Source organism: Methylophaga lonarensis MPL (genome assembly GCF_000349205.1).
In the GTDB taxonomy this organism is placed as follows: Bacteria; Pseudomonadota; Gammaproteobacteria; order Nitrosococcales; family Methylophagaceae; genus Methylophaga; species Methylophaga lonarensis.
In genome coordinates, this window is sequence record NZ_APHR01000091.1 from 1 (window position 1) to 1,201 (window position 1,201).

Annotated in this window: 3 protein-coding genes; 1 reads left to right on the forward strand and 2 read right to left on the reverse strand. The window is 49.2% G+C overall.

What is annotated here, in order from left to right; all coding sequences use genetic code 11:
* Positions 1-203: hypothetical protein (locus tag MPL1_RS14225; RefSeq protein WP_235045598.1), on the reverse strand; the 203-nt coding region annotated here is incomplete at its 3' end.
* Between the two features lie 12 nt (positions 204-215).
* Positions 216-683 carry a thioredoxin-dependent thiol peroxidase gene (gene bcp / locus MPL1_RS12950; RefSeq protein ID WP_009727587.1) on the reverse strand — a complete coding sequence of 156 codons (468 nt, stop codon included), beginning with the start codon at positions 681-683 and terminating at the stop codon, positions 216-218.
* Between the two features lie 117 nt (positions 684-800).
* Here bcp and MPL1_RS12955 point away from each other — a divergent pair.
* A partial coding sequence (locus MPL1_RS12955) for a dihydrodipicolinate synthase family protein (RefSeq protein ID WP_009727588.1) occupies positions 801-1,201 on the forward strand: 401 nt, incomplete at its 3' end.

Genomic DNA, 1,201 nt, shown 5'->3' on the forward strand with positions numbered 1-1,201 from the left:
CCGTCGATTCCCGCGCAGGCGGGAATCTGCAGAGGCCGTGCAGAGATTCCGGACAAACGTTGCACGTTTTCCGGAATGACGATCAACTCACCGTCATTCCCGCGCAGGCGGGAATCTATCAGAGGCCGTGCAGAGATTCCGGACAAACGTTGCACGTTTTCCGGAATGACGGTGTTGAGGGATAGTTTGCGGGAATCTAACACCCCTCCGGTTGATTAAATCTCGTTAAGTGCTTCCAGTACTTCATCAAGGTGTTGTTTAACTTTGACATTACGCCACTCACGGACCAGTTTGCCCTCGGTGTCGATCAGGAAAGTGCTGCGAACGATGCCCATATACTCACGACCGTAATTCTTTTTTAACTGCATTACGCCAAACAACTGGCATACCGCTTCGTCACTGTCGGACAATAGCTCAAAGGGAAAACACTGTTTTGCCTTGAAGTTTTCATGTGCACGGAGGCTGTCTTTTGAGACGCCAAAAATTACGGTGTTATGCGCCTCGAATTTATCGATGTTATCGCGAAAGTTTTGGCCTTCCAGGGTGCAACCCGGCGTGTTGTCCTTGGGATAGAAGTAGATCAGCACATTTTTACCGCGATAGTCCGAGAGTTTGAAGGTTTTATCGCTGGTTGCTGCAACCTCAAAATCAGGAACCTGCTGGCCTATTTCAACTTTTGACATGACGATTGTCTCCACTTGGTTTAATGACAGGCAGCTACCTTACACAAGCTAGTCTGATCTTGTCATCTCATGGCGGGCAAAGTACCATGCCAGTTTATTTTTCGGAGTCTTGTGAATATGTTGAGCGGCAGTATGGTAGCACTGGTGACACCGATGCGAGCAGATGGCTCCATCGACAGTGACAGCCTCCGCAATCTGATCGACTTCCATATTCACAGTGGCACGGATGCAATTGTCGCAGTTGGCACCACCGGGGAGTCTGCCACGCTGAATGTTGAAGAGCATTGTGATGTGATTCGGCAAGTGGTTGAACATGTTGCAGGGCGAGTACCAGTCATCGCCGGCACTGGTGCGAACTCAACCTCAGAAGCTATCGAACTCACAGAGTATGCCAAGCAATTGAACGCTGATGCCGTTCTCTTGGTCACACCGTACTACAACAAGCCAACACAAGAAGGCTTGTATCTGCATTTCAAGGCGATTGCAGAAGCAGTTGATATTCCGCAGATCTKATATAA